Origin of the sequence: Burkholderia sp. WSM2232, from assembly GCF_000472545.1 — a bacterium.
Taxonomy (GTDB): Bacteria; Pseudomonadota; Gammaproteobacteria; order Burkholderiales; family Burkholderiaceae; genus Paraburkholderia.
Genome location: NZ_AWZV01000004.1, coordinates 203,510 through 222,721 on the forward strand (window position 1 = coordinate 203,510; position 19,212 = coordinate 222,721).

The following is a 19,212-nucleotide window of genomic DNA, read 5'->3' on the forward strand; positions in this document are numbered from 1 at the left end:
CGAAGGTACGAGCCGGTGGCGATTGTCCGGCAGCTGCTTCGCTGTTGCTGTCGGAATAGAACGCGTTCTTCTGTTCGGCCCTTCCATGCATTCGTTGGTCTTAAAGGCGTGAGCTTGGCCGACTGCAGCGCTCAGTCCTGCGACGCATGGGAACCAACCATCTCGTTCCAAAAAGCAGTCCGCGCGGAGCGGCAAGCTCGTCGCTCAGACTAGTCGATGAGGCGAGACGGCGAAATCGGATTTCCGCTGGCGGAGAAGAGGAGAGGGCTTAAATAGGTGTGAGGACAATCTGAAGATGCGCGATCGATGCGGAGTGCATGCGAATTGCGGAAAACGCATGCCGTTACGGACCGACTTTGAAGACCGAGCGCGCCGAGGCGCAATTCGAAGTAGTTGGCGGCGAACTGGTGAGAGAGCTACGGCGCGCTGGCCGCAAGACAAAGACGCGGCTCAGGCGAAGAGAAAAAATGCAGCAGCGGGACTCGCAAAGACGACTCGCCCCGCGCTTAAAACCAAAAAATCAAGAACCCCCGCCCTCAGCCCTGCCGCAAGCAATAAGCCGCGACAGCCTCGAGCACAGCGTCATCCTCACCCACAGCACCAGCGCAGCGGATTTCCACCGCAGGCTGCGCCTCCTGGCACCGTTGAATCAGCTCCGGCAAGTCCTTCCTGATATGCCCGCCTTGCCCAAAAAACACCGGCACGACGGTAATCTCATCGCAGCCATCGGCAACCAGTTCGCCGACCGCGGTGGGCAAATCCGGCTCCATCAACTCGAGAAAAGCGAGGCGGACGCGCCCGTCGCCGCCGGCTGACGCGCGCGCGGCGCGCAGCTTCGCCCCGAGCCGCTCGAAGGGCTCGCGCCAGCGCACATCTCGCGCGCCGTGCCCGAACAGGACCAACCCATGCGTAGCCATCGCGAAGGCTCCTAATGCCGATCTACCCACTTCAGCCCGACCAGACCGAGCACCAGATAAACGAGTCCTGGTGTTGCCGCCGTCAACGGTGCGGGCCACGTGTTCAAGGTGCCGATATGCGAGAAGAGCGTATTGAACAACTGGAAGCTCATGCCGAGCATGATCCCGCCGAACACCTTCATGCCGACCACGCCGGCCCGCGTGTGCAGATACGCAAACGGCAACGAGAGCACCAGCATCACGAACACCGCAAACGGATACAGCAGCTTGCGCCACAGCGCGATCTCATAGCGCTGCGTGTCCTGATGGTTCTCGGTCAAATGCTGAATGTAGCGGAACAGGTTGAACATCGACATGCGATCGGGCGACACCAGCAGCACTGACAGAATCTGCGGCGTCAACTCCGAGCGCAGCGAATACTCAGGCAGCGCAACCTGCTTCGCGCGATACACCGGGTTCAGCGCATCGGCCGGCGTACCCGCGGGTGGCGGCACGTCGATCAGCTGCGTATCCGTCACGCCCGTCAATCGCCAATGACCGGGCGGCTGATAGACGCCGCTCTGCGCGATGCGCACGTTCGAAAGCCGGAACTTCGAATCGAACTCGTAAATCCGCACGTTGCTGATCGTGGCGTCCGGCTTCAGTTCGCCGACGTTGACAAAGCGCGTGACCTGCTCGCCGTCCGCGCGCGCGGTGAGCGTGTCTTTTACCCACACGCCCGACTTGAAGTTGCTCGACACCGACGAACCCATCGCCTCGAGCCGCACACGTTCGGACAGTTGGTCGGTGTACGGGCCGATCACTTCGCCGATCAGATACGTGAGAAACACCAGTGGAATGCCGATTTTCAGCAGCGAGCGCAGCGCCTGATTGGTGGCGAGCCCCGACACGCGAAAAATCGTGTATTCGGAATTCGCGGCCATCTGCGCAAACACGTAGATCGCGCTGATCAGCGCGGCGACCGGAATGATCTCGTAGAAGCGCGACGGCGTTTGCAGCGCGACGCGCAGCACCGCGTACTGGAATTTGTAGTTGCCGTGGCCGACCGAATTCAGTTCGTTGATCAGGTCGAAGAAAAAGAACAGGCCCGAAAACGCGAACAGAATGAAGATGAACGTGAGATAGATCTGACGCGCGAAGTACCTTTCGTAGATGCGCATCGCTCAGGCCCCCTGCGAACGGCTGAACATGGCCCGCGTGAAGAGCGGCCGGTTGCGCACGCGCAGCCAGAAGATGAACGCGACAATGCCGGCCACGATCACATGCAGGCTGACCAGCCCCACGCCGAACGACATCTTGCCTTGCTCGATCCACGACTGCACGACATTCAACAGGTTCGAATACGTCAGATAGATCAGCACGGCCATCACGAGATTGATGGTGCGGCTGCGCCGCGGGTTTTGATGCGCCAGCGGAATGGCGAGCAGCATCAGATTGATGGCGATGAGCGGCAGCCCCGCGCGCCACGCGAATTCGGCGAGATTTTCCTTGGTGGGATTGCGCAGCAGCGTGAGCGTAGGGGTGCCGGTAGTGGTAGGCGTGTTGACCACTGGCTGGCTCTCGATTTTGACGCCGTAACGCTCGAATTCCATGATGCGGAAATCCGGATGCCCCGGTTCGCCTTCATAACGCCGGCCGTTTTCGAGCACGACGAAACGGTCGCCGTTCTTGTGCGTTTCGGTATGGCCGTTTTTCGACACCACCACGTTGACCTTGCCGTTTTCCGTGCTCGTCACGAACACGTTTTCGACATGGCCCTGGTCGGGTGACATCTTCTCGATGAAGAACACGCGGTGGCTCGCCGCCGATTCGCGGAACTGGCCGGGCGCGAGCAGCGAAACTTCGTCGCGCTGCTGGAAACGCGCGCGAATCAGCTTGCTTTGCTGGTTCGACCACGGCCAGCCGACGAACACGAAGAACATGATGAGAATAATGATCGGCGTGGCGAACATGCCGATGGGCTTGATGAATTGCGTGAGGCTCACCCCCGAGGACAGCCACACGACCATCTCGGAGTCTTTGTACCAGCGCGTCAGCACGAACAGGATCGAGACGAACAGCGTGGCGACGAGCATGATGGCGAGATAGCCGATCACGGTCAGGCCGATCAGGACCAGCACGTCGCGCGGGTCGATCTCGCCTTGCGCCGCGAAGCCGACGATGCGGATCATCATCGTGGTCAGCACGAGCGTGAGCAGAACCATGAACACGGCACCAGCCGTATACGCGAGTTCGCGCTGGAGGGAGCGTTCGAAGATCATTATTGATGACGAGAGGGGGCGCTCTCAGCGACGCGCGGGTTGCTTTCCGTCACGCCTCCGGTGCAGCCGCCGCGGGAAAAATAGCGGATAATTGCGGCTTTCATCCTAAGCCCAGATTTTATCCGAGGACAAGCGCGATGGACTTTAGCATAAAAGCCTGTGATTGGACCAAAGGCTCGTCAAACGGTTTCCTCACCGGGAAATCGGATTGCATCGTAATCGGCGTGTTCGAGTCGCAAACGCTCTCGGGCGCGGCACTTGAAATCGACGCGGCCACCAAGGGCCTCCTGACCCGCATCATCAAGGCGGGCGACATGGACGGCAAAGCAGGCACCACGCTGTTCCTGCATGAAGTCTCGGGTATCGGCGCATCGCGCGTGCTGCTCGTCGGGCTCGGCAAACAGGACGCTTTCAGCCAGAAAGCCTACGGCGAAGCGGTGCGCGCTGCATGGCGCGCGCTGCTCGCCACCAAGGTCGTGCAGGTCACCTTCACACTGGCGCAACTGCCCGTGCTCGAGCGTTTGGCCGACTGGGGCGTGCGCGCCGCAATTCTCGCGTTGCGCGAACTGACCTACAAGTTCACGCAGATGAAGAGCAAGCCCGACAACTCGGCACGCGCCTTGAAGCGCATCGTGTTCAGCGTGAACACCGGCGACGAGAAAGCCGCCAAGCTCGCTGCAAAGCAGGGCGCCGCGCTTGCCAACGGCATGGACCTCACGCGCGACCTCGGCAATCTGCCGAGCAACGTATGCACGCCCACCTATCTCGCGAACACCGCAAAGAAGCTCGCGAAAGACTGGAAGCTGAAGGTCGAGGTGCTTGGCGAGAAGCAGTGCGAAGCGCTCAAGATGGGCTCTTTCCTGTCGGTTACGGCGGGTTCGGTGGAGCCGGCGCAGTTCATCGTGCTGCAATATCAGGGCGGCGCAGCGAAAGCCGCGCCCGTCGTGCTGGTCGGCAAGGGCGTGACGTTCGACACGGGCGGCATTTCGCTCAAGCCGGGCGAAGGCATGGACGAAATGAAGTACGACATGTGCGGTGCCGGCTCGGTGCTGGGCACGCTGCGCGCCGTCGCCGAAATGGGCCTGAAGATCAACGTGGTCGGCATCATTCCGGCCGTGGAGAACATGCCCTCGGGCACGGCTACCAAGCCGGGCGACATCGTCACGAGCATGAAGGGCTTGACGATCGAAGTGCTGAACACGGACGCCGAAGGCCGCCTGATTCTGTGCGACGCGCTCACTTATGCCGAGCGCTTCAAGCCGGCCGCGGTGATCGACATTGCCACGCTCACGGGCGCGTGCATCATTGCGCTCGGCCATCACAACAGCGGTCTGTTCTCGAAAGACGACGCGCTCGCGGGCGAGTTGCTCGACGCCTCGCGCGAGGCGTCGGACCCGGCCTGGCGCCTGCCGCTTGACGACGAGTATCAGGAACAGTTGAAGTCCAACTTCGCGGATCTGGCCAACATCGGCGGGCGTCCGGCGGGCAGCGTCACGGCAGCGTGCTTCCTGTCGCGCTTTACCGACGCGTATCCGTGGGCGCATCTGGACATCGCCGGCACGGCCTGGAAGAGCGGCGCCGCGAAGGGGGCGACGGGTCGTCCGGTGCCCCTGCTCGCGCAGTTCCTGATCGATCGGGCCGCGGACGGTCGGGCCGTGGACGGTCGCCTCCCACAATGACGCATTGCAGTAACGTCGCACGTGCCGCAGCGCCGGCACCCAGCGCGAGGTGAAGCCGCCGATGACTCGAATCGACTTCCATTCGAACGTCGGCGACTCGCTGCTGTATGCGTGCCGCCTCGCGCGCAAGGCCTATCAGGCGGGGCAGCCCACCATCGTCGTGGCGGAGCCCGAGCGTCTGCGCGCGTTCGACGAACAGTTGTGGACCTTCTCGGCGCTCGACTTCGTGCCGCACTGCATGGCCGGCACGCCGCTCGCCGCGCAAACGCCCATTGTGCTGGCCACGAATCTCGACGACGTCCCGCATCACCAGGTGCTGCTCAATCTGGGCGCGAGCGTGCCCGCGCAATTCGCGCGCTTCGAAAGATTGCTCGAAGTGGTGGGTAACGCACACGACGAACTCATTGCCGGGCGCGAGCGCTATCGCTTCTATCGCGATCGCGGCTATGCTTTGAACAACTACAAGCAGGGCGCTTAGGCCTACGGCCCGCGTCGCGTGGTGCGTTGCATCGCGTCAGGTTCAGACGCTTCGGCGCACGCGCGGCCTGCTTTCGCTTCGACTCAAACACGGAGGGCGCACGTGTCCGATCCCAACGATAACTCGATCCCCATTCTGCAAGAAGTGCTCGTGCCGGGCCATGCGGGCCAACGTCGCGAGCCGCAGACTGACGGGGCGGCTCCGGCTGTAGCGCAACCAGCGGCCGCACGTGTTGCGCCTGCCGCTGCGCAGCCTTCAACCGGAGCTGCGGCGCAACCGTCATCGGCTGGTGTCGCTGCGCCTGGCAGTGCACAGCCTGCAACTGCGGCCGGCGCGCCTGCGGCCGGTACGGCCCAGCCTGCAACGGCGGCCGCTGCGCCCGCTGCTGGTGCTGCTGGTGCTGCAACAGGAGTGGCTATACCTGCCGCCGCCCCAGCCGACATGCCGCTGCGCGAATCCGAACAGCTTCGCGAGTTCAGCGACCAGGCAGAGCCCGAACTCGCGCCCCAGCCGGTTCTCTCGCCCGAAGAAACGCTCGCTCCGGAACCCGTGCTTGCACCGCAGCCTGCAGCCGCGCCCGCTCGGCCGGCAGTCCATGCCGACGACGCCCATCGCGCAGCCGAAGCCGAGCACGCGCATGACGAGGTACTCGCTGCATCGGCAGGCGTGTTCGATCGTACCGAGCCGCCGCCGCCGCTGGAAGCTGGCGCCACGGTGCCGCCGGACATCGCACAGGAGGCAGGTGAGCAGGCGGCTTCAGGCGTCGATGCCGATCTCATCGCCGGGCGTCTGCGCGAACGCTTTGCGGCTTTCCTCGCGGGGGACGGACGCGCCGTCGTCGAAGCACGCTGCCGCAGCGCCGTGCAGGAGCACACGACACGGCTCGTCGAGCAGATCACGCGCGAAGTCGCGTTGACGTTGGAAAAAGAAATGACCAGCTGGGTACGCGAAGCCGTTGCAGCCGAGATTGCCCGCCGGACGCCTGGCGCATGACGACGGAGAACGTCGCGTATCGAAGTGAGGAAGTGGGGAAGTGGAGAAACCGGAAATCGTCAAATGGCGAGTTGAGACTCGCGCCGTTGCAAGCACCGTTTACAAACGACCGAACCTTACGCACGATCAGCGCGATGACCGCGAGGAGCGCACGCCGGCTCACCCGCGCTACTTCAACGTCAACACCCAGCTTGCCAGAGTGGCCGCCTGATCGGGCGTGAGTTGCGTGTTCGCGGGCATCGGCACCTGGCCCCACACGCCGCTGCTGCCATCCAGAATCTTGTGCTTCAGGTAGGTGGCGGCATCGTCGCGGCCCGAGTATTTCGCGGCGACGTCGTGCAGCGCCGGCCCCATGAAAGGCCGCGCCACCGAGTGGCAACTCATGCAGTTCTGCTGCTGCGCAAGCGCGAGCCCGGTCGCCGCTTCGGCGTGCGCATTCGAGCTGGCGACGCTGGATATGGCGGCGAACATGGCAGCCGCTGCAGGCACCGCATACGACATTGGTTTCATTCTGGTCTCCGCCGGTGCAGTTGCCCGACTTGTGGTGCAGGCATTATAAAAGGAAAGGGACGCACGGTTTTTCGTGCGTCCCTTTCGCTTTTACGTAGAGCTTGTCGCCCAGCAGCCCGCGCCCGGCTTGATGCCACGCGGCGAGCCAGCCGTGCGCCAGCGCCCGTGCTGGTCGCACGTGCCAGTCGCCCATGCCGGCCGGCCGTGCCGGCGGTTCGTTCACCAGACGGCGCGCGTCCTCACCCGGTGACCGCGCCCTTGTTGGCTGGCAACGCGAGCGCCGAGTATTTCGCCAGCACGCCGCGCGTGTAACGCGGCTTCGGCTGTTGCCACGCGGCGCGGCGGCGTTGCAGTTCGGCGTCGTCGACATTCAGTTGCAGCAGCAGCTTATGAGCGTCGATGGTGATCGAGTCGCCTTCCTGCACCAGCGCGATCGTGCCGCCCACGAACGCTTCCGGCGCGACATGGCCGACCACCATGCCCCACGTGCCGCCCGAAAAGCGCCCGTCGGTGATGAGGCCGACGCTTTCGCCGAGTCCCTTGCCGATGATCGCGGAAGTCGGCGCGAGCATTTCCGGCATGCCAGGTCCCCCCTTCGGTCCGAGGTAGCGCAGCACGACGACGTCGCCGGCAACGATCCTGTTCGCGAGAATCGCTTCGAGCGCGCTCTGCTCGTCGTCGAACACGCGCGCGGGGCCGGTAATGACCGGGTTCTTGAGCCCGGTGATCTTCGCGACGGCGCCGTCTTCCGCGAGATTGCCCTTCAGGATCGCGAGGTGGCCTTCCTTGTAGAGCGCCTGCTCGATCGGAAAGATCACCTGCTGATCGGCGCGCGGCTTGCCCGGCACATCCTTCAGTTCCTCGGCAAGCGTCTTGCCGGTGATGGTGATGCAGTCGCCGTGCAAAAGACCCGCGTCGAGCAGAATCTTCATGACCTGCGGAATGCCGCCCGCCTTGTGCAGGTCGGTCGCGACGTACTGGCCCGAGGGCTTCAGATTGCAGATCACCGGCACCTTCTTGCGCATGCGCTCGAAGTCCTCGATGGTCCACTCCACCTCAGCGGCATGCGCGATGGCCAGATAGTGCAGCACCGCGTTGGTCGAGCCGCCGGTCGCCATGATCAGCGCCACGGCGTTTTCAATCGACTTCTTCGTGATGATGTCGCGAGGCTTCAGGTCTTTCTTGACCGCTTCGACGAGCACGCGCGCCGACTCGGCGGCGGAGTCGACCTTTTCCTGATCCGGATTGGCCATCGTCGACGAATACAGCAGCGACATGCCCAGCGCCTCGAACGACGAGCTCATCGTGTTGGCCGTGTACATGCCGCCGCACGAACCGGTCGACGGACATGCGTTACGTTCGACGCCTTCGAAATCCTCCTGCGACATGCGGCCTGCCGTGAATTCGCCGACCGCCTCGAACGAGGACACGATGGTGAGGTCAGTGCCCTTCCAGTTGCCGGGGCGGATCGTGCCGCCGTACACGTAGATGCCCGGCACGTTCATGCGCGCGAGGCCGATCATGCCGCCCGGCATGTTCTTGTCGCAGCCGCCGATCACGACCACGCCGTCCATCCACTGACCCTGCACGCAGGTCTCGATGCAGTCGGCAATCACTTCGCGCGAGACCAGCGAGTACTTCATGCCTTCGGTGCCCATCGACATGCCGTCCGAGATGGTCGGCGTGCCGAAGATCTGCGGATTCGCGTCTGCACCCTTGACCGCGGCGACGGCCGCGTCGGCCAGCCGTTGCAGGCCGGCGTTGCACGGCGTGATGGTGGAGTGGCCGTTGGCGACACCGATCATCGGCTTGTCGAAGTCTTCCTTCTGATAGCCGAGCGCGTAGTACATCGAGCGGTTCGGCGAACGGGCCACGCCCTGCGTGATGTTCTGTGAACGACGGTTGTATGGCATGGGGAGCTCCAGTCTGTCTGTTTTGCTGGCCGGTCCAGTGTAGTTCGGACGCGTCGGGCAAGAATGCTATTTTGCGATACGAGTGTCCAATATATTATTGGCGGCCTATTAGGTCGTAAAATGTATTAATCATGCTGCCTTCTGTTCCCGACCTGCGTCAGTTGCGCTATTTCGTGACCGTCGCCGAAGAAAAGCACTTCGGCCGCGCGGCCGCGCGCCTTTCGATGACGCAGCCGCCGCTGTCGCAGGCAATTCGTGCGCTCGAAGAGACGCTCGGCGTCGAGCTGTTCGCGCGTACCAAGCGCTCGGTGGAGCTCACGCGGGTGGGCGCCGACCTGTTGCCTGAAGTGCAACGGCTGCTGGCCGGTGCGGAAGGGCTGCGGCCGCTCGCGCAAAGCCTTGCGCGCGGGGAGGCGGGGGTGCTGTCGCTCGCGTTCGTGTCGACGGCCGACTACGGCCTGCTGCCGCGCCTCTTGCGCGACTTCGGCGCGCGCCATCCGCGCGTGCGGCTCGAACTGACCGAGGCCACGAGCGACGTGCAACTGGACGAACTCGTGGCCGGGCGCATCGACGCGGGCCTCCTGATCGCGCCGCTGCCGTCGCGGCATGCCACCCAGCTTTCGTGGCTGGCGATCGAGCGCGAGCCGCTCGTCATCGCGATGTCGACGCAGACGGCGGCGCGCCTGGCGGCTGCCTCGGGCAGCGCCGGCGACCCGGGCGCCGAATGGCTCGACACGCCGGTCAGCCTGCGCGAGGTGGCCGAGGCGCCGCTCGTCATCTTCCCGCGACGTTTGGCCCCCGGCTTTTATGACATCATTATGGATTGCTACGGCGTCGCGGGCCTCGCGCCGCGGGTCGGCCAGGAAGCGATACAGATGCAGACCATCGTGAGCCTGGTATCGGCCGGCATGGGTGTCGCACTGGTGCCGCAATCGCTGCGTAACCTGCGCCGCACCGGCGTCGTGTACCGGCCGTTGTCCGAGTCCGTGCCCGCTATCGAGACAGGCCTGGTCTGGCGCAGCGCCGAGGTGAGTCCGGTACTTGCGGGCTTCATCGACATCGTGCGCGCACATGCCGCCGCCGGCGAGGTGCAGCAGGCCGCGTCCCCCGGTTAGCGAAACGGCGGCGAACGCATGGCGCGCGCAGCCGTCCAACGCAGGCGGCACACGCCGCGCGCCTTCCATACCAACCAGCTTCTGAACGAACCGCCCATAACAACACGATGCTCATTCACCCGAACTTCGACCCCGTTGCCATTCACCTGGGGCCGCTTGCCGTGCGTTGGTACGGACTGATGTACCTGGTCGCGTTCATCGCGGCAATCGTGGTCGGCAGGCTGCGGCTGCGTTTGCCGTATGTCGCCGCCCAAGGCTGGACGCCGAAAGATATCGACGACATGCTGTTTTACGGCGTGCTCGGCACGATTCTCGGCGGCCGGCTCGGCTATGTGCTGTTCTACAAGGCGAGCTTTTACTTCGCGCATCCGCTCGACATTTTCAAGGTGTGGGAGGGCGGCATGTCGTTCCACGGCGGCTTTCTCGGCGTGACCTTCGCGATGGTGCTGTTCGCCTATCAGCGCAAACGCTCGTGGCTGCAGGTCACCGACTTCGTCGCGCCGATGGTGCCGACCGGCCTTGCGGCGGGGCGGCTTGGCAACTTCATCAACGGCGAGCTGTGGGGGCGCGTGACCGATCCTTCGGCGCCGTGGGCCATGCTCTTTCCCGGCGCCGCGCCCGACGACGCCGCGTGGCTCGCCGCGCATCCGCAACTGGCCGCGCAATGGCATCTGACTGAGGTGTTTGCGCAATATCACATGCTTCCGCGCCATCCTTCGGAGCTGTACGAGATCGCGCTCGAAGGCGTCGCGCTCTTCTTCGTGCTGTTCTTCTTCTCGCGCAAGCCCAAGCCGCTCGGTGCGATTTCCGCCGTGTTCCTGATCGGCTACGGCCTTGCGCGCTTCACGGTTGAATTCGCCCGCGAGCCCGACGACTTCCTCGGGCTGCTCGCAATGGGCTTCTCGATGGGCCAATGGCTTTCGCTGCCGATGATCCTCGTGGGCGTTGCGATGCTCGTGTGGTCGTATCGGCGTGGCCGCAGCGAAACGGCACACGCGTTGCCGTGAGTGTGCGATTTGCCGCGCGACAGGCAATCAATGTAGATGGATAGCAAAACGCCACGGCATGCCGTGGCGTTTCTGTTTGCGCGTGCCCGCTCGTTTTCGGCAGCGAGCGGGGCCGCGCAGCGTCACTTCATCTGGACGGAGCCCGAGACATTGACTGTCACCGTGGACGTGCCGCCTTCTATCGGCACCGGCGAGGCCATTTTGGCTTCGGCACCCATGGCGCGCGCGCTCATCATCATGACGGGGCGCGGCATTACGCCGTTGTGCCCGACGTTGACCTCGCGGATCGAATAGCCGCTGTAGCCGAACGCCTGGGCAGACGAAGCCGCCTGCTCGCGGAACGATCTGATTGCCTCGGCGGTGAGCTTCTGCTCGGCCGCGCGCTGCGCTGCTGGCGACAGCGAGAACTGCACGTTGCCGACCTGCATGACAGATGCCAGTTGCCCCGCGAGCTTCGACGCCGCGGCGAAGTCGTGCGATTCGAGCACGACCTCCGTACGGCCGCGCCATGCGGAGATGCGGCCGTCGCGATCGGTGGACGGATAAATCGAGAACGAACCGGTGCGCGCGGTCACGCCGCTGACGCCCTTGGCTTTTTGCAGCGCCGAATCGGCGCGCTGGTTCAGTGTGGAAGTGAGCGACGACGGGTCGCTTGCTTCCTGCTCGTAAAACAGTGTGATGTCGACGACGTCTTGCGGCACCTCCGAGCTTGCCTGTGCATTCAGCGAGAGCACGCCGGCCGGTTGATAGGGTGCGACAGTCTGCGCGCGGGCGACGGCCGGAGAAAGGGCGAGCGCAGCAGGCGCCGCGCAAACGAGCGCGAAAGCGAGTGCACGTGCGGTGTGTTTCGTCATTGTTGGACTCCTTGCTTGAACAGAATGGCGCGCAGCGAGGGCGCGCAGTGCAGCGGCATGGTGCTTGCATGTGCCGTTGCGAGTCCGTTAGGCGCTCGTCACCTGAGCTTGGTTCCCTAATTTGACCTTGCTTGAAGTTGACTGACTCTTCGATAGAGTGCTTGACGCGCGACACTTGCACGCACCCCGGCTGGCGTGTTGCGCGCGTGATGTGCGCCGCATCGCTCGCCGCGGCGCAGGCCAGCCTCCAGCCAACGCGGGCCGGTTCAGGCAAGCCGCGTCGTGATGAAGCGCCACTCCGCGTCAGTCACCGGCGTGATCGACAGACGGTTGCCTCTTGCAAGCACCCGCATGTCTTTCAACTCTTCGTGCTCGCGCAAGGCCGCGAGCGGAATCAGCGGAATCTTCTTCTTGAACACGACGTCGACCAGCAGCCAGCGCGGCGTTTCCTGCGACGACTTGGGATCGTAATACGGGCTCTTGCTGTCGAACTGCGTGGGGTCCGGATACGCAGTAGACGCCACTTCAGCGAGCCCCGCGATGCCTGGCTCCGGGCAGCTCGAGTGATAGAACAGCACGCCGTCGCCCACTTGCATGGCGTCCCGCATGAAGTTGCGCGCCTGATAGTTGCGCACGCCGGTCCACGGCAGCGTGCGGTGCGGGGCATTGGCGAGATGGTCGATGCTTGCTTCGTCCGGTTCGGACTTCATTAGCCAGTAGCGCATGAATCGAATTGAACTTTAAGGGTTTGAAGAAGCAGGGAAAGAGATGCAGAACGCGAGGCACAAACAAAAACGGCACCGGACGTAAGTCCGATGCCGTTCCACATAAGGTCCCCGCCTTAGCCGCTAGGCCGGCATCCTGAACCGGGGGTTCAGAATTGGTCGCAGTTAGCAGCACTTCGGGTACATCAGACAGAGTGACGCGCACGCCCGTGCTACAAATTTCCGCAACCGTGCACATGGCATTGGTTCAAGGAATATATGACCTTGGCGAACCAGGCAGGGAAGCTAAACCGATGAAGCCAAAACAATAAAGCCGAAACGATTGAATCAAACGTTTGCTACGCGTTGTTCGTGCATCTTCACGAACTTTGCTTGCGTACCCGCTCACACTACGCGCAGTTACCGTTTGAGTCTAGAGCCAATGTTGCGAGCAGCCCGTACTATTTGAATTGCCAGCTCGAAGTACGGCTGGCAACTGCCAGCTTACTGCACGCTGTACTGCTCGATGACAGTACCCAGTTGCTCGTTCATTTGATGCATTGTACGCCGGATTTCCTCAGCAGGAAATGCTTCTCCGTGACGCACGCTCTGTTGCAGCTTAAGCAGTTCGGATGCCAGCGACAGCGCGGCCATGACAGCAATGCGATCCGTGCCGCGCACGTTGCTGTTATTGCGGATCTTCGACATTTCGGCGTCGACCCGCGCCACTGCTTCGAGCAGCGCGCCTTCCGTTTCCGGCGAGCAGGCGAGGCGATAGGGCACGCCGAGAATCGATACTTCGATCTGCTTGGTGGTCATGCATTTTCTCCGTGGCGTGTGGCGTCGCTCTCCGCTTGCACTTCGTGCTGAACGGGCTCGAGCAGATCGAGCTGATTGTCCGGCTCGTTGTGCGCGCGCGCACGCGGCAATTTCTCGAGGATCGCGTTCAAGCGCACCTGGGCGTCGTCGATCTTGGCCGACAGCGCGTCGCGCTCCGCCTGCAGTGCGTCGCGTTCCTCGCGCAGCAGCGCAAGTTCCGTGCGCGTGGCTTCTGCTTCGGCGCGCGACTGCGCGAGTTGCTCTTCGAGCGCGATACGCGCTTCATTGTGGCGCTGGCTGATCGCGATCAGCTTGCCGATATTCTGTGAAAGTGTTTCGAGTTCGGTGAGCATGTGCTGCGTCCTCTAAAGACCTCGCATTTTAGCGCGGAATGTCGCACGTTCCGACAATTGTCTCGTTTCGAGACGTAACAACACCGCTTTTTGCAGGCTTTTTTCAACTGAAGAAGAAAAACTACTCGCATGCCGGAGATCGCGTCGGACAGAAGTTCGACCCTGTCCGAATGAATCGTCGCACAGCCCTGATTCTTGACTGACCCCGACGCCGCTCATACACTGGCCGCACTCTGGTGCGCGCGCGCATGTCACTGTGCGCGCAGTTAAACGGGAAGCAGGGCGCGCGGCTCATCTGAACGCGCTAACCTGCGCTGCCCCCGCAACGGTAAGCGACCGCATTGGCGCGCTCGTATTGCGCTCCTGTTGCGCCCGTATTGCAGTTCAGTACTGCCATACGGGTGACAACCGGGGGTGTGACAACCGGGTGACAACCGGGTGACAACTGGCTAGCAGTTCCGGCCAGCAGTTCGCGCTTTGCAGTTCGATCTCCATCGCGAGTTCCGGTTCAACTCGCGAGTGTGCCACTGCGCGTCACGCGTGGGAAGGCGGGATCGAAAGTCGTTAGCCCGGATACCGGCCAGAGGGAGGGGCGCAATCTGCGAGATGTCGAAAACGCACGTGCCCCGTTACGCGACGGCCTGCGGGGAAGCGGGCCGCGCACGCCATCCACGGGAACTCTCATTTCATGCTGTCCCCCATCGCCCGCGCGGCGCTGCTCGCTTTTGCAGGGCTGCCGCCTCTCGCGCATGCTCAGGCCACGGCGCCTGCAAGCGCTGATTCCTCGTTCAACGTGTTATCGCCCGTAGTGGTCACTGCCGAGCGCGGAGCGCAACCGCTCGCCGATGCCATTCCGCAAACGGCGCTCTTCGATCAGCAGGATATTGCCGACACCGCCGCGACCGATCTGCCAGGCCTGCTGCAACTCGCCCCCGGCGCTCAAATCACGCGTACAGGCGGCCCAGGCTCGACGGCAAGCCTCTATTTGCGCGGCGCGTCGACCACGCAATCGCTGGTGTTGATCGACGGCGTGCGCGTCGATTCAGTGAGTCTCGGCGCCGCGCAGATCGCCCAGATTCCGCTCGACCAGATCGATCACGTCGAAGTCGTGAACGGCAATGTGTCCGCGTTATACGGCTCTGGCGCGATAGGCGGCGTAGTCCAGGTGTTCACCAAAGACGGCGGCGATCATCCGCCGCGCTTCAATTTCTCGGTGGGCTACGGGAGTTATCACACGCAGACACAACAGCTCGGCGCCAACGGCGCATTGGACAAGGACGGCCGCACGACCTTCAGTATTTCGCTCGCGCGCTCGAAAGACGACGGTTTTTCCGCGCTCAATCCGCGCGAGGCGCCCAATGCCAACCCCAATGCAAACGGCTATCTGAACGAGAGCGTTTCGGCTTCGCTGCGCCACAAGTTCAGCGACAAGTGGGACGCGGGCGTGAGCTACTTCCAGTCGAACGGCAACATCAGCTACGACAACGCGTACGGCACGCCGACCGATCTGAACAATCTGTACACGAAGGTGCGCCAGGTGTCCGCGTTTGCGAACGGCAAGCTGACCGACTGGTGGACCACGCACCTGATCGTCTCCGAAGGCGACGATCGCAGCGTGTCGAACACCAACGGCCTGTACAGCGGCCGCTTCGATACCGACAACCGGCAGTACACGTGGCAGAACGATTTCGCGCTCGCCGCGCAGCAGAAACTGCGCGTGGGCTACGAGCATCTGGACCAGAGCCTCGACTCCGATACGTTTGCCGCGCCCACCCGTCGCGTGGATTCGGCTTTCGCGGGCTATACGGCGCGCCTGGGACGCAGCCAGATTCAGGCGAACGTGCGGCGCGATCAGTACTCGGGTTTCGGCGGAGCGAACAGTTACTATCTCGGCTATGGGTTCGACATCACGTCGCACTGGAAGGTAAGCGCAAGCTATGCCGATTCGTTTCGCGCGCCGAGCTTCGACGATCTGTACTATCCGTTAAGCGGCAATCCGTCGATCCAGCCCGAGCGCAGCCACTCGCTCGAAGCTGCACTGCAATACGCGTCGAACGCGCTCGGCGTGATGCGGCTGAGCGCTTTCCAGACGCGCTATTCGAACCTGATCAATTATCGGCAGGTCACACCGGGCATCTATCTGGCCGAGAACGTGGGGCATGCGAAAGTGCAGGGCATCGAAGGATCGTGGAGCGGACATGTCGGCAGAACCGACGTGCGCGCAGCGGTGACGCTGCAAAATCCGGTCGATCTCGACAACGACGTGGACCTCGTGCGGCGCGCGCGCCGTTTCGCGTCGCTCGCGGTGAATCGCAGCATCGCAGGGTGGCGCGTGGGCGGCGAGTGGATCGTGAGCGGTCCGCGTGAAGACAGCAGCGGCAAGCTGGGCGGCTACGGCATCGTGAATCTGTCTGCGCGGTACAACGTCACGAAAGCGTGGTACGTGGCGGCGCAAATCCAGAATCTGTTGAACAAGGACTATGAAACGGCCTACTCGTATAACTCGCCGCGGCGCGGTGCGTATCTCACGGTCGGCTGGCAGCAGCAGTAATAGGCGCGCCATGCCGGGAGCGCCCCGATGAACCGTTACCCGGCTTCGCTGCCCGCCACGCTCCACGCGATGAGCGCGAAGCGCGCCGCCGCGATCTGGCTCGTGCTCGCGCTCGCCGCGCTGATCGTGTTGATGGCGTCGCTCGCGTTGGGCAGCGTGTCGGTCGCGCCGTCGAGCGTGATCGAGGCGCTTTCGCCGTTGCATGCGTCGTCTTCGCAAGGCACGTCTGCGGATCTCGCAGCAGAAATTGTCCGCACGCTGCGTTTGCCGCGTGCATTGGCCGGTTTTGCGTGCGGCGCGTTGCTCGCGGTGGCCGGCGCGCTGCTGCAAGTGCTGTTGCGCAATCCGCTCGCCGAGCCCTATGTGCTCGGCGTATCTGGCGGGGCCGCGAGCTTCGCGCTGGTCGCAATGATCGCCGGCTGTGCGTGGTGGCTCGTCGACGTCTCGGCGTTCGCGGGCGCGTTCGTGTCGATTCTTCTCGTGCTCGGCCTCGCGCGCCGCGAGCTGTGGCGTGGCGAAACGCAGGACACGTCGCCGCGTCTGCTGCTGACGGGCGCGGTGATCGCCGCCGGTTGGGGCGCGCTGATCACGTTGCTGCTGAATGTGGCGCCCGACAACCGTTTGCGCGGCATGCTGTTCTGGCTCACCGGCGACCTCAACGGCAATGCGATGCCGTGGACGGCGCTGGCCGCGCTCGTCGTCGTGCTGCTTGCGATCGTGCCCGCTGCGCCGCGCCTGAATGTGCTGCTACGAGGCGATGCAGTCGCACAAGCGCTGGGCGTGGCGGTGGTGCCGCTGCGGCTGCGCGTCTATCTGGCGGCTTCGCTCGCCGCAGCGGCCGCCGTGACGACCGCAGGCACCATCGGCTTTATCGGGCTGGTGGTGCCGCATGTGTTGCGGCTTGCATTCGGCAACGATCAACGCATGCTGCTGCCCGCCGCGGCGCTCGGTGGCGGCGTCGCGGTGATGGGCGCCGACCTGATCGCGCGCCTTGTCATCGCGCCGGCGCAATTGCCGGTCGGCGTAATCACGGCGATTATCGGCGTGCCGGTGTTCCTGTGGATGCTGCTGCGCGCTCCCCGATGATGCACACAGCCAACCAGGCCGAGCCCGCCCTCAGCGCCCAACGCGTGACGTTGCGAGCGGGCTCGCGTACCTTGCTCGACGCATTCACACATACTTTCTACGCGGGTGAGATCTGGTGTGTCGCGGGTCCGAACGGCGCCGGCAAGACGACGCTTCTATCGACGCTCGCAGGTTTGCGGCAAGCGTTCGCGGGCCACGTCGAACTCGACGGCATACGTCTTGCCGACTGGCACGCTCAGCAACTCGCACAGCGTCGTGCGCTGATGCCGCAAAGCGCGCCCGACACGTTCAGCGCAAGTGTGCTCGACATCGTCATGCTCAACCGCTTCCCGCTTCTGACCGGTTGGGGCTGGGAGCGCGAGGCCGACCGCGCTGCTGCGCGCGCCGCGCTCGACCTGCTGGGCCTGACCGGCCTCGCCGCGCGCGACGTGCTCTCGCTCTCCGGCGGCGAGCGTCAGCGCGTCGCGCTCGCCGCGGTGTTATGCCAGCAAGCGCCGCTTCTCCTGCTCGACGAACCGCTTTCGCATCTGGACCTGCACCATCAGATCGAGTGCCTGGAAGCGCTTGGCGAATGGACGCGGGAGCCAGGGCGTAGCGTGCTGTTTTCTTGTCACGACCTGAACCTCGCGCGCCGCTTCGCAACTCACGCGCTGCTGCTCGATGGCAACGGCGCCGCATATGCGGGCCCCGTGCGCGACGTCCTGACGCCCGCACTGACGAGCCGCGTGTTCGGCTACCCGCTGATTCTGATTCGCGACGGCGACCACGAGGCGCTGATTCCCGCGCCGCGTTCGCGTCATGAATCGCCTCCGGTTCATGACGCGGCGGCACGCCGCTAGCCAGACCATAACATCATCTATCTCGACCAACTCATGACTTCTCTGCCAGGTCCGTCCGCATTGCCCGAAGTTGAACCGCTCGATCAAAGCTTGCGCGCGGAGCTTCAGCACATCATCGATACGAAGACGAAGCCGCCTGGCAGTCTCGGCCTGCTCGAAGCGCTCGCGTGTCAAATGGGGTTGATCCAGCGCAGCACGCATCCCGTTGTGCAACGCCCCACGCTGATCGTGTTTGCCGGCGATCACGGCATTGCCGCCGAAGGCGTGAGCCCGTATCCGCAAGCAGTGACCGCGCAGATGGTGGCGAATTTCCTCGCGGGCGGCGCGGCGGTGAATGCGCTGAGCCGCGTCGCCGGCATCGAACTAGAGGTGGTGAACGCGGGCATTGCAACACCCCTGTCGCGCACCGACGGGCTAATCGACATTCCGGTCGCCGCGGGCACGCGCAACTTCGCACATGAACCGGCGATGACGGGCGAACAGGCGCTCGCGGCGATGCAGGCCGGCGCCGCGCGCGTGAGGCATCATGCGGCGCTCGGCAGCAACGTGATCGGCTTCGGCGAAATGGGCATTGCGAATACATCGGCGGCGGCGTGCCTGATGAGCCGCCTGTGCGGCCTGCCTATCGACGAGTGCGTGGGCCGCGGCACCGGTCTGGACAACGCCGGGCTCGCGAAAAAGCGCAACGTGCTCGCAGCAGCGCTCGCGCATCACGAGGCGTCGCGTGAACCGCTCGATGTCCTTGCAACCTTCGGCGGTTTCGAAATCGCGATGATGGCGGGCGCTTACCTTGCGGCAGCGCAAGCGCGCATGACGATTGTCGTCGACGGCTTCATTGCCGGGTCCGCGCTGCTCGCGGCCAATGCAATTGCACCGAACGTGCGCGACTACTGCGTGTTCGCTCATGCGTCGAACGAAGCTGGGCACCAGCGCATGCTCGAGCATGTCGGCGCGCGGCCGCTGTTGTCGCTCGACATGCGGCTAGGCGAGGGCACCGGCGCCGCGCTCGCCGTGCCGCTGCTGCGCGCGGCCTGCGCGTTCATCAACGAGATGGCGAGCTTTGAATCGGCCGGCGTCGCGAATCGCGAAGCCTGAACGGCGCAGCGGTTCCTCCCACCACACGCACGCGAGCA

General features: G+C 63.9%; 18 protein-coding genes, 1 other RNA gene and 1 riboswitch. Of the genes, 9 read left to right on the forward strand and 10 right to left on the reverse strand.

From position 1 onward, the window contains the following. Nucleotides 1-536 precede the first annotated feature (536 nt). The 3 genes from F757_RS0103210 to lptF are packed head-to-tail and all read right to left on the reverse strand — an operon-like array spanning nucleotide 537 to nucleotide 3,178. A complete protein-coding gene (locus tag F757_RS0103210; protein WP_027210141.1) occupies nucleotides 537-917 on the reverse strand; it encodes a sirohydrochlorin chelatase in 381 nt (126 codons plus the stop codon). 11 nt (nucleotides 918-928) lie between these two features. Continuing rightward, entirely contained in the window at nucleotides 929-2,077 is a 1,149-nt protein-coding gene (gene lptG / locus F757_RS0103215) for an LPS export ABC transporter permease LptG (protein ID WP_027210142.1), read from the reverse strand. A 3-nt stretch (nucleotides 2,078-2,080) separates the two neighbouring features. After that, nucleotides 2,081-3,178 carry an LPS export ABC transporter permease LptF gene (gene lptF, locus F757_RS0103220; RefSeq protein ID WP_027210143.1) on the reverse strand — a complete coding sequence of 366 codons (1,098 nt, stop codon included), beginning with the start codon at nucleotides 3,176-3,178 and terminating at the stop codon, nucleotides 2,081-2,083. Between the two features lie 137 nt (nucleotides 3,179-3,315). On the opposite strand from lptF, the gene F757_RS0103225 reads away from it, so the two are divergent. From F757_RS0103225 to F757_RS0103235, 3 genes are all read left to right on the forward strand, one after another. Then, nucleotides 3,316-4,857: a leucyl aminopeptidase gene (locus F757_RS0103225; protein ID WP_027210144.1), complete on the forward strand. Its 1,542-nt coding sequence runs from the start codon at nucleotides 3,316-3,318 to the stop codon at nucleotides 4,855-4,857. Nucleotides 4,858-4,918: 61 nt separating this feature from the next. Further along, nucleotides 4,919-5,335 (forward strand): DNA polymerase III subunit chi, encoded by a 417-nt coding sequence (locus tag F757_RS0103230; protein WP_027210145.1) that lies wholly within the window; start codon nucleotides 4,919-4,921, stop codon nucleotides 5,333-5,335. Between the two features lie 102 nt (nucleotides 5,336-5,437). After that, on the forward strand, nucleotides 5,438-6,328 hold the full coding sequence (locus F757_RS0103235; protein WP_027210146.1) for a DUF2486 family protein: 891 nt from the start codon (nucleotides 5,438-5,440) through the stop codon (nucleotides 6,326-6,328). 168 nt (nucleotides 6,329-6,496) lie between these two features. On the opposite strand, the gene F757_RS0103240 is transcribed toward F757_RS0103235, so the two are convergent. After that, nucleotides 6,497-6,838 carry a c-type cytochrome gene (locus F757_RS0103240; protein ID WP_027210147.1) on the reverse strand — a complete coding sequence of 114 codons (342 nt, stop codon included), beginning with the start codon at nucleotides 6,836-6,838 and terminating at the stop codon, nucleotides 6,497-6,499. A 239-nt stretch (nucleotides 6,839-7,077) separates the two neighbouring features. After that, nucleotides 7,078-8,751, reverse strand: coding sequence for a dihydroxy-acid dehydratase (ilvD, locus tag F757_RS0103245; RefSeq protein WP_027210148.1), 1,674 nt, complete (start codon nucleotides 8,749-8,751; stop codon nucleotides 7,078-7,080). A 131-nt stretch (nucleotides 8,752-8,882) separates the two neighbouring features. Here ilvD and F757_RS0103250 point away from each other — a divergent pair, with 131 nt between their 5' ends. Together F757_RS0103250 and lgt are read left to right on the forward strand one after the other, a co-directional pair. Next, nucleotides 8,883-9,866 carry a LysR family transcriptional regulator gene (locus tag F757_RS0103250; RefSeq protein WP_027210149.1) on the forward strand — a complete coding sequence of 328 codons (984 nt, stop codon included), beginning with the start codon at nucleotides 8,883-8,885 and terminating at the stop codon, nucleotides 9,864-9,866. A 107-nt stretch (nucleotides 9,867-9,973) separates the two neighbouring features. After that, nucleotides 9,974-10,873 (forward strand): prolipoprotein diacylglyceryl transferase, encoded by a 900-nt coding sequence (gene lgt / locus F757_RS0103260; RefSeq protein ID WP_027210150.1) that lies wholly within the window; start codon nucleotides 9,974-9,976, stop codon nucleotides 10,871-10,873. Nucleotides 10,874-10,995: 122 nt separating this feature from the next. On the opposite strand, the gene F757_RS0103265 is transcribed toward lgt, so the two are convergent. From F757_RS0103265 to F757_RS0103280, 5 genes are all read right to left on the reverse strand, one after another. Further along, nucleotides 10,996-11,727, reverse strand: a complete 732-nt coding sequence (locus F757_RS0103265; protein WP_027210151.1) for an SIMPL domain-containing protein — start codon at nucleotides 11,725-11,727, stop codon at nucleotides 10,996-10,998. A 266-nt stretch (nucleotides 11,728-11,993) separates the two neighbouring features. Further along, nucleotides 11,994-12,452, reverse strand: coding sequence for an EVE domain-containing protein (locus F757_RS0103270; protein WP_027210152.1), 459 nt, complete (start codon nucleotides 12,450-12,452; stop codon nucleotides 11,994-11,996). Between the two features lie 104 nt (nucleotides 12,453-12,556). Then, nucleotides 12,557-12,738, reverse strand: a non-coding RNA gene (gene ssrS, locus F757_RS34860) — 6S RNA. A gap of 197 nt (nucleotides 12,739-12,935) precedes the next feature. Next, a complete protein-coding gene (locus F757_RS0103275; RefSeq protein WP_027210153.1) occupies nucleotides 12,936-13,250 on the reverse strand; it encodes a cell division protein ZapA in 315 nt (104 codons plus the stop codon). Further along, on the reverse strand, nucleotides 13,247-13,603 hold the full coding sequence (locus F757_RS0103280; protein ID WP_013338466.1) for an ATPase: 357 nt from the start codon (nucleotides 13,601-13,603) through the stop codon (nucleotides 13,247-13,249). Before F757_RS0103280 ends, F757_RS0103275 begins: the two co-directional genes overlap by 4 nt. 217 nt (nucleotides 13,604-13,820) lie before the next feature. After that, nucleotides 13,821-14,202, forward strand: a riboswitch (cobalamin riboswitch). 89 nt (nucleotides 14,203-14,291) lie between these two features. Between F757_RS0103280 and F757_RS0103285 the strand changes: the two genes are divergently transcribed. From F757_RS0103285 to cobT, 4 genes are read left to right on the forward strand one after another with little or no spacing between them, the layout of a single operon-like run. Next, nucleotides 14,292-16,154: a TonB-dependent receptor domain-containing protein gene (locus F757_RS0103285; RefSeq protein WP_027210154.1), complete on the forward strand. Its 1,863-nt coding sequence runs from the start codon at nucleotides 14,292-14,294 to the stop codon at nucleotides 16,152-16,154. Nucleotides 16,155-16,181: 27 nt separating this feature from the next. After that, nucleotides 16,182-17,240, forward strand: coding sequence for a FecCD family ABC transporter permease (locus F757_RS0103290; protein WP_027210155.1), 1,059 nt, complete (start codon nucleotides 16,182-16,184; stop codon nucleotides 17,238-17,240). After that, nucleotides 17,237-18,079 (forward strand): ABC transporter ATP-binding protein, encoded by an 843-nt coding sequence (locus F757_RS0103295; protein ID WP_027210156.1) that lies wholly within the window; start codon nucleotides 17,237-17,239, stop codon nucleotides 18,077-18,079. The genes F757_RS0103290 and F757_RS0103295 overlap by 4 nt, the downstream gene beginning before the upstream one ends. A gap of 33 nt (nucleotides 18,080-18,112) precedes the next feature. Beyond that, a complete protein-coding gene (gene cobT / locus F757_RS0103300; RefSeq protein ID WP_027210157.1) occupies nucleotides 18,113-19,174 on the forward strand; it encodes a nicotinate-nucleotide--dimethylbenzimidazole phosphoribosyltransferase in 1,062 nt (353 codons plus the stop codon). Nucleotides 19,175-19,212 lie beyond the last annotated feature (38 nt).

Excerpts from the sequence above, each read along its gene's own strand:
- F757_RS0103250 (WP_027210149.1), top strand. The coding sequence starts at position 8,883 with ATGCTGCCTTCTGTTCCCGACCTGCGTCAGTTGCGCTATTTCGTGACC.
- F757_RS0103285 (WP_027210154.1), top strand. The coding sequence starts at position 14,292 with ATGCTGTCCCCCATCGCCCGCGCGGCGCTGCTCGCTTTTGCAGGGCTG.
- F757_RS0103240 (WP_027210147.1), bottom strand. The coding sequence starts at position 6,838 with ATGAAACCAATGTCGTATGCGGTGCCTGCAGCGGCTGCCATGTTCGCC.
- lgt (WP_027210150.1), top strand. The coding sequence starts at position 9,974 with ATGCTCATTCACCCGAACTTCGACCCCGTTGCCATTCACCTGGGGCCG.
- F757_RS0103265 (WP_027210151.1), bottom strand. The coding sequence starts at position 11,727 with ATGACGAAACACACCGCACGTGCACTCGCTTTCGCGCTCGTTTGCGCG.
- cobT (WP_027210157.1), top strand. The coding sequence starts at position 18,113 with ATGACTTCTCTGCCAGGTCCGTCCGCATTGCCCGAAGTTGAACCGCTC.
- ilvD (WP_027210148.1), bottom strand. The coding sequence starts at position 8,751 with ATGCCATACAACCGTCGTTCACAGAACATCACGCAGGGCGTGGCCCGT.
- F757_RS0103290 (WP_027210155.1), top strand. The coding sequence starts at position 16,182 with ATGAACCGTTACCCGGCTTCGCTGCCCGCCACGCTCCACGCGATGAGC.
- lptG (WP_027210142.1), bottom strand. The coding sequence starts at position 2,077 with ATGCGCATCTACGAAAGGTACTTCGCGCGTCAGATCTATCTCACGTTC.
- F757_RS0103225 (WP_027210144.1), top strand. The coding sequence starts at position 3,316 with ATGGACTTTAGCATAAAAGCCTGTGATTGGACCAAAGGCTCGTCAAAC.
- F757_RS0103270 (WP_027210152.1), bottom strand. The coding sequence starts at position 12,452 with ATGCGCTACTGGCTAATGAAGTCCGAACCGGACGAAGCAAGCATCGAC.
- lptF (WP_027210143.1), bottom strand. The coding sequence starts at position 3,178 with ATGATCTTCGAACGCTCCCTCCAGCGCGAACTCGCGTATACGGCTGGT.
- F757_RS0103210 (WP_027210141.1), bottom strand. The coding sequence starts at position 917 with ATGGCTACGCATGGGTTGGTCCTGTTCGGGCACGGCGCGCGAGATGTG.
- F757_RS0103280 (WP_013338466.1), bottom strand. The coding sequence starts at position 13,603 with ATGCTCACCGAACTCGAAACACTTTCACAGAATATCGGCAAGCTGATC.
- F757_RS0103230 (WP_027210145.1), top strand. The coding sequence starts at position 4,919 with ATGACTCGAATCGACTTCCATTCGAACGTCGGCGACTCGCTGCTGTAT.
- F757_RS0103295 (WP_027210156.1), top strand. The coding sequence starts at position 17,237 with ATGATGCACACAGCCAACCAGGCCGAGCCCGCCCTCAGCGCCCAACGC.
- F757_RS0103275 (WP_027210153.1), bottom strand. The coding sequence starts at position 13,250 with ATGACCACCAAGCAGATCGAAGTATCGATTCTCGGCGTGCCCTATCGC.